Consider the following 7,047-nt stretch of genomic DNA (forward strand, 5'->3'; position numbering starts at 1 on the left):
CTAAAAATGGACTTAAATATGGATTTTGTGCAGGTTGCAAAAATTAAAGTTATTGGAGTAGGCGGCGGCGGATGCAATGCTGTTACGAGAATGGTACAGGAAGGTGTTAGAGGTGTAGAATTCTATGTTGCTAATACTGATGCTCAAATGCTTAAGAATATTTCAGATGCTAATAAGATTATTATTGGTAAGGATTTGACACATGGCTTAGGTGCCGGCGGAAATCCGGAAGTTGGACGTAAGGCAGCTGTAGAAGCGGAAGAAGATATTAAGAAATCTTTAGAAGGTGCAAATATGGTTTTTGTAGCTGCCGGTATGGGTGGCGGCACTGGTACCGGGGCTGCTCCGGTTATAGCAAAGATTGCCAGAGAGTTAGGTGCTTTAACTGTTGCTGTTGTAACAACTCCGTTTAGTTTTGAAGGTCCTAGAAGAACAAAACAGGCATTGACGGGATTGACGGAATTACGTGAAAATGTTGATTCTATCATTATCGTTTCAAATGATCGCTTATTAGATGCTATTGGCGGCAGACCTATGTCTGAAGCGTTTAAAGAAGCTGATAATGTACTAAGACAGGGTGTACAGACTATTACAGATTTGATTGCTGTTCCTGCATTTATTAATCTGGATTTTGCTGATGTTTCTTCTATTATGAAAGATCGTGGCAGTGCTTTAATTGGTATTGGTATGAGTGATGGTGATAATAAGGCAGAGGAGGCAGCTCAAAGAGCTATTTCATCTCCTTTATTGGATGTTTCTATTGCCGGCGCTAAGGATGCTATTGTTAATGTTACAGGTGGACCTAATATTACTTTGTATGATGCAAATACTGCTTTAGCGGCTATTAGAGAATCTGTTGGTAATGAAGTGAATACAATCTTAGGTGTAGCTATTAATGAACAGCTTGATGATCAGATTATCGTTACTGTTATTGCTACCGGTTTCGAGGAAGATGAAGAAGAAGTGATGCCTGCTAATGAATTTAGTTCTTTTAAAACAGCTGTTCATAAAGATGAAGCAGTTTCAGAAGAAGATGCAGAAGAAGATGTACCTATCTTTTTAAGAAATAGAAAATTCTAAAAGTCTCTTTAAAGAGACTTTTTAAGTAAAGGAGTAAATTATGTATAAATTAGGTTTTATAGGATTAGGGAATATGGCGGGTGCATTAATAAAAGGGTTTATTTCATCGGGCTATCTTAATAAAAATGATATTTGCGGTTTTGATATCAGTGAAAAAGCAAGGATTAAGGCTGGGGAGAGCGGGATTTATATTTGCTCAAATAACCAGGAGACTGTGAATAAGAGTGAGTTAATCATTATTGCAGTCAAGCCACAGTATATTGAAGATGCAGTTGCTAAAATAAAGGACAATCTTAAAGGAAAGGCTTTTGTTTCCGTGGTTCTGGGTTATGATTTTGAAAAGTATGAAAATTTACTCGATAATTCAGTAAGACATCTAACGATTATGCCTAATACCCCTGTGGAAGTTGGTGAAGGAATGATTCTTTTGGAGGAGAAGCATTCTTTAAGAGAAGAGGAGTGGAAGTTTATAAAAGAGGGATTAGAAAAGTGTGGATCGATTGAAGTTATTCCCAGCCATCTTATGAGTGCGGCAGGAGCATTATCAGGATGTGGACCGGCGTATTTATATATGGTTATAGAAGCATTGGCAGATGGAGCTGTAAAAAATGGGATTCCTAGAAAGACTGCATATAAACTTGCCAGCCAAACAGTCATAGGTGCAGGTAAAATGCAGCTTATTTCAGGTATACATCCGGGTGTTCTTAAAGATAATGTAACTTCGCCTGGAGGATCGACTATAAAAGGTTTGAAAGCCTTAGAAGATGGCAATATCAGAGCAGCTTTTATTAATGCGATTGATCAGGGATGTCAGATTCAATAAGGATCTGACATTTATTTTTTAATTTTAGGAAAAAGGTATTTACAAAGCAACGGGGGAGTGGTATATTAATAAAGCACTCAAGGGAGTGTGTGGAGACGGAACACTGAAAACTGAGTAGAAACGCGTCAGAAAGAAAAGAGATAAAGAAGAGAGCCGAGAGAGGCTTTTCATCAAAAAAGAGATGGAGAGTTTGATCCTGGCTCAGGATGAACGCTGGCGGCGTGCCTAATACATGCAAGTCGAACGGGCTGCCATAAGGCAGCCAGTGGCGAACGGGTGAGGAGCACATGGGGAACCTGCCCGTCAGAGGGGGACAACAGCTGGAAACGGCTGCTAAGACCGCATAGGCTCAAGGAGGGCATCCTCGTTGAGTTAAAGTGTCCTTTCGGGGACAGCTGACGGATGGACCTGTGGCGCATTAGCCAGTTGGCGGGGTAAAGGCCCACCAAGGCGACGATGCGTAGCCGGCCTGAGAGGGCGGACGGCCACACTGGGACTGAGACACGGCCCAGACTCCTGCGGGAGGCAGCAGTAGGGAATTTTCGGCAATGGGGGGAACCCTGACCGAGCAACGCCGCGTGAGTGAGGAAGGCCTTCGGGCTGTAAAGCTCTGTTGCAGAGGAAGAACGGGAGAGCGAGGAAATGCGCTTTTCGTGACGGTACTCTGCGAGAAAGCCACGGCTAACTACGTGCCAGCAGCCGCGGTAATACGTAGGTGGCAAGCGTTATCCGGAATCATTGGGCGTAAAGAGGGAGCAGGCGGACGCGAAGGTCCGTAGTAAAAGCCCGAAGCTAAACTTCGGGCGGCTATGGAAACCGCGCGCCTGGAGTGCGGAAGAGGATCGCGGAATTCCATGTGTAGCGGTGAAATGCGTAGATATATGGAGGAACACCGGTGGCGAAGGCGGCGGTCTGGTCCGGCACTGACGCTCATTCCCGAAAGCGTGGGGAGCAAATAGGATTAGATACCCTAGTAGTCCACGCTGTAAACGATCGATACCAGGTGTCGGGAGTCACATCCCGGTGCCGAAGCCAACGCATTAAGTATCGCGCCTGAGTAGTACGTCCGCAAGGATGAAACTCAAAGGAATTGACGGGGGCCCGCACAAGCGGTGGAGCATGTGGTTTAATTCGAAGCAACGCGAAGAACCTTACCAGGCCTTGACATCGATCCGATCGCGCGGAGACGCGCGAGACCTTGCCGAAAGGGAAGGAGGAGAAGACAGGTGGTGCATGGTTGTCGTCAGCTCGTGTCGTGAGATGTTGGGTTAAGTCCCGCAACGAGCGCAACCCCTGCCGCCAGTTGCCAGCATTCAGGATGGGGACTCTGGCGGGACTGCCCCTGTAAGGGGGAGGAAGGCGGGGATGACGTCAAATCATCATGCCCCTTATGGCCTGGGCTACACACGTGCTACAATGGACGGAGCAGAGGGAGGCGAAGCCGCGAGGCGGAGCGGAGCCCAGAAACCCGTTCACAGTTCGGACTGCAGCCTGCAACTCGGCTGCACGAAGCTGGAATCGCTAGTAATCGCAGATCAGCATGCTGCGGTGAATACGTTCCCGGGCCTTGTACACACCGCCCGTCACACCATGAGAGTCGGCAACGCCCGAAGCCGGCGGCCCAACCCCGCAAGGGGAGGGAGCTGTCGAAGGCGGGGCTGATGATTGGGGTGAAGTCGTAACAAGGTATCCCTACGGGAACGTGGGGATGGATCACCTCCTTTCTAGGGAGAAGAGAGCGTTTCTACTTGGTTATGAGTGTTCAGACACTCAAGGGAGGGTCCCTGAAAACCGGATAACATATTTCAAGCAAGAAGGAAGGCTGATCGGAAGATCAGACTTTCTGCGAAACACATAACAGAGAATTCAGAGAAGAGATCAGAGATGATAGAAGAGAGTCTGAAATCTGTTGTGGGCAAAAAGCTAAGAAACGAGAAAAGCAAGAGAAACAGCAAGAAAAAAAGCAGAGAACTCAAGCTCATAGAAGAAAGACAAGAGAAGGTCAGGAAAGAAAGGGCGTATGGCGGATGCCATAGGCGCGCGAAGGCGAAGAAGGACGCAGCAAGCGGCGAAATGCGCCGGGGAGCCGCAGGCAGGCAAAGATCCGGCGATATCCGAATGGGGGAACCCGCTCCTCTAAGAGGGGAGCACCGCGGGGCGAACGAAAGGGGCCCCGCAGGAGCGAGACGCAGGGAAGTGAAACATCTGAGTACCTGTAGGAAGAGAAATCAAAAGAGAATCCGTAAGTAGCGGCGAGCGAAAGCGGACGAGCCCAAACCGCAGAGATGCGGGGTAGAAGGAGCTGCGAAGAGCGGAATTGAAGGCGTCAGGGGAATGGGCAGGGAAGCCCATCCGGAGAGGGTGAGAGACCCGTACCCGAAGGCGCAAGCGAGGAAGCGAGCAGAGATCCTGAGTACGGCGGGACACGAGGAATCCTGCCGGAAGCATCGGGGACCATCCCGAAAGGCTAAACACTAGCGCGCGACCGATAGCGAACGAGTACCGTGAGGGAAAGGTGAAAAGAACCCCGGGAGGGGAGTGAAAGAGAACCTGAAACCATATGCCTGCAAGAAGTCAGAGCCCCGCAAGAGGGTGATGGCGTGCCTTTTGTAGAATGAGCCGGCGAGTTGCCGTGCGCGGCGAGGTTAAGCAGAAGATGCGGAGCCGGAGCGAAAGCGAGTCCGAAGAGGGCGGAAGTCGCGCGGGGCAGACCCGAAACCGGGTGAGCTAGCCATGGGCAGGTTGAAGTCGGGGTAAGACCCGATGGAGGACCGAACCGACCCCCGTTGAAACGTTGGCGGATGACCTGTGGCTAGGGGTGAAATTCCAAACGAACCCGGAGATAGCTGGTTCTCCCCGAAATAGCTTTAGGGCTAGCGTCGCGCGGTGGCTGGGGAAGGTAGAGCACTGAATATGCGATGGCCGCATCCCGCGGTACTGAGCATAATCAAACTCCGAATGTTCCCAGAGGAGAAGCGCGGCAGTCAGTCTGCGGGTGATAAGGTCCGTAGACGAGAGGGAAACAGCCCGGACCAGCAGCTAAGGTCCCAAAGTGCATGCTAAGTGGAAAAGGAAGTGGAGATGTGCAGACAGCTAGGAGGTTGGCTCAGAAGCAGCCATCCTTGAAAGAGTGCGTAACAGCTCACTAGTCGAATGACTCCGCGCCGATAATTTACCGGGGCTAAGCATGACACCGAAGCTCTGGGCAGGAGACTGCGGTAGGGGAGCGTTCCATGCAGCGGCGAAGGCAGACCGGAAGGGCGGCTGGAGCGCATGGAAGAGAGAATGCCGGCGTGAGTAGCGAAATGTGGGTAAGAATCCCACACACCGATTGCCCAAGGATTCCAGGGGAAGGTTCGTCCACCCTGGGAGAGTCGGGACCTAAGGTGAGGCCGAGAGGCGCAGCCGATGGAAGACGGGTGGAGATTCCCGTACCCGTATGGCGGTGAAGGAGTGACGGAGAAGCAAGGCGGTGCCGGCGGACGGAAGAGCCGGTGTAAGCGAGAGACCCGGAGACCAGGGAAAACCGGTTTCTGATAAGGGGAAGGCGTGACGCATACGGAAAGCTGAGGCAAGTACGGAAAGCCGAGGAGCATCTTCCAGGAAAAGCTTCTAGCAATAACGACATACGGCCCGTACCGAAAATGGACACACATGGGCAGGGAGAGAATCCCGAGGTGAGCGAGAGAACTGCAGCCAAGGAACTCTGCAAAATGACCCCGTAACTTAGGGAGAAGGGGTGCTCGCTGAGAGGCGAGCCGCAGAAAAATGGCCCAAGCGACTGTTTACCAAAAACACAGCTCTCTGCGAAGGCGCAAGCCGAAGTATAGGGGGTGACGCCTGCCCGGTGCTGGAAGGTTAAGGGGAGGAGTGAGCGAAAGCGAAGCTCCGAGCCGAAGCCCCAGTAAACGGCGGCCGTAACTATAACGGTCCTAAGGTAGCGAAATTCCTTGTCAGGTAAGTTCTGACCCGCACGAAAGGCGTAACGATTTGGGCGCTGTCTCGGCTGCAGACTCGGTGAAGTCTTAGTGCCTGTGAAGATGCAGGCTGCCCGCGACTAGACGGAAAGACCCCATGGAGCTTCACTGCAGGTTGGCATTGGACCTGGGTGCGTGATGTACAGGATAGGCGGGAGGCAGAGAACCCGGCGCGCAAGCGCAGGGGGAGCCGACGTTGGGATACCGCCCTTGGCGCATCTAGGCTCTAACCGGACGCCGGAGACGGGCGACGGGACAGTGCCAGCCGGGCAGTTTGACTGGGGCGGTCGCCTCCTAAAGAGTAACGGAGGCGCCCAAAGATACCCTCAGCATGGATGGAAACCATGCAGCGAGTGCAAAGGCATAAGGGTGTCTGACTGCGAGACAGACAGGTCGAGCAGGGACGAAAGTCGGGCTTAGTGATCCGGCGGTGCCGAATGGAAGGGCCGTCGCTCAACGGATAAAAGCTACCCTGGGGATAACAGGCTGATCTCCCCCAAGAGTTCACATCGACGGGGAGGTTTGGCACCTCGATGTCGGCTCATCGCATCCTGGAGCTGAAGTCGGTTCCAAGGGTTGGGCTGTTCGCCCATTAAAGCGGTACGCGAGCTGGGTTCAGAACGTCGTGAGACAGTTCGGTCCCTATCTGTCGTGGGCGCAGGAGGTCTGAGGAGAGCTGTCCCCAGTACGAGAGGACCGGGGCGGACGGACCGATGGTGGACCAGTTGTCGCGCCAGCGGCACAGCTGGGTAGCCAAGTCCGGAAGGGATAAGCGCTGAAGGCATCTAAGTGCGAAGCCCCCTCCGAGATGAGACCTCCCACCGAAAGGGTAAGGCCCCTTGAAGACGACGAGGTGGATAGACCGGGAGTGCAAGCACGGTGACGTGCTGAGCGGACCGGCACTAATAGGCCGAGGACCTGACCGGAGAGAGAGTCAGAGAGCGAGAAGTATGGAATCCGGTTTTGAGGGACCGTCGAGAGATCCGGTGGTGAAGGCGTGATGGACACACCCGTTGCCCATACCGAACACGGAAGTTAAGCATCACAGCGGCGAAGATAGTCCGAGAGGGCGAAAGGAGCACGCTGCCGGGCAGAGAGAGGGCATCCCCCTCTTTTTTTGTGCTGCTTATTTCTTTATAGTGATTAAAATGTTATAATAGGGCTAAG

General features: G+C 52.1%; 2 protein-coding genes and 3 rRNA genes. All 5 read left to right on the forward strand.

Features of this window, described 5'->3' with window-relative positions:
• Positions 1-6: 6 nt before the first annotated feature.
• Positions 7-1,080: a cell division protein FtsZ gene (ftsZ, locus tag HMPREF9943_RS02370; protein ID WP_004801679.1), complete on the forward strand. Its 1,074-nt coding sequence runs from the start codon at positions 7-9 to the stop codon at positions 1,078-1,080.
• Positions 1,081-1,120: 40 nt separating this feature from the next.
• Complete coding sequence (proC, locus tag HMPREF9943_RS02375) at positions 1,121-1,903, forward strand: pyrroline-5-carboxylate reductase (protein ID WP_004801680.1); 783 nt, start codon at positions 1,121-1,123, stop codon at positions 1,901-1,903.
• 178 nt (positions 1,904-2,081) lie between these two features.
• Positions 2,082-3,627 (forward strand): 16S ribosomal RNA (locus HMPREF9943_RS02380).
• 276 nt (positions 3,628-3,903) lie between these two features.
• A 23S ribosomal RNA gene (locus HMPREF9943_RS02385) occupies positions 3,904-6,806 on the forward strand.
• A gap of 56 nt (positions 6,807-6,862) precedes the next feature.
• Positions 6,863-6,972: ribosomal RNA gene (gene rrf / locus HMPREF9943_RS02390) — 5S ribosomal RNA — on the forward strand.
• The 16S, 23S and 5S rRNA genes sit together here, the layout of an rRNA operon.
• The last annotated feature ends 75 nt before the right edge of the window (positions 6,973-7,047 follow it).

This window comes from Eggerthia catenaformis OT 569 = DSM 20559 (assembly GCF_000340375.1).
GTDB lineage: Bacteria > Bacillota_I > Bacilli_A > Erysipelotrichales > Coprobacillaceae > Eggerthia > Eggerthia catenaformis.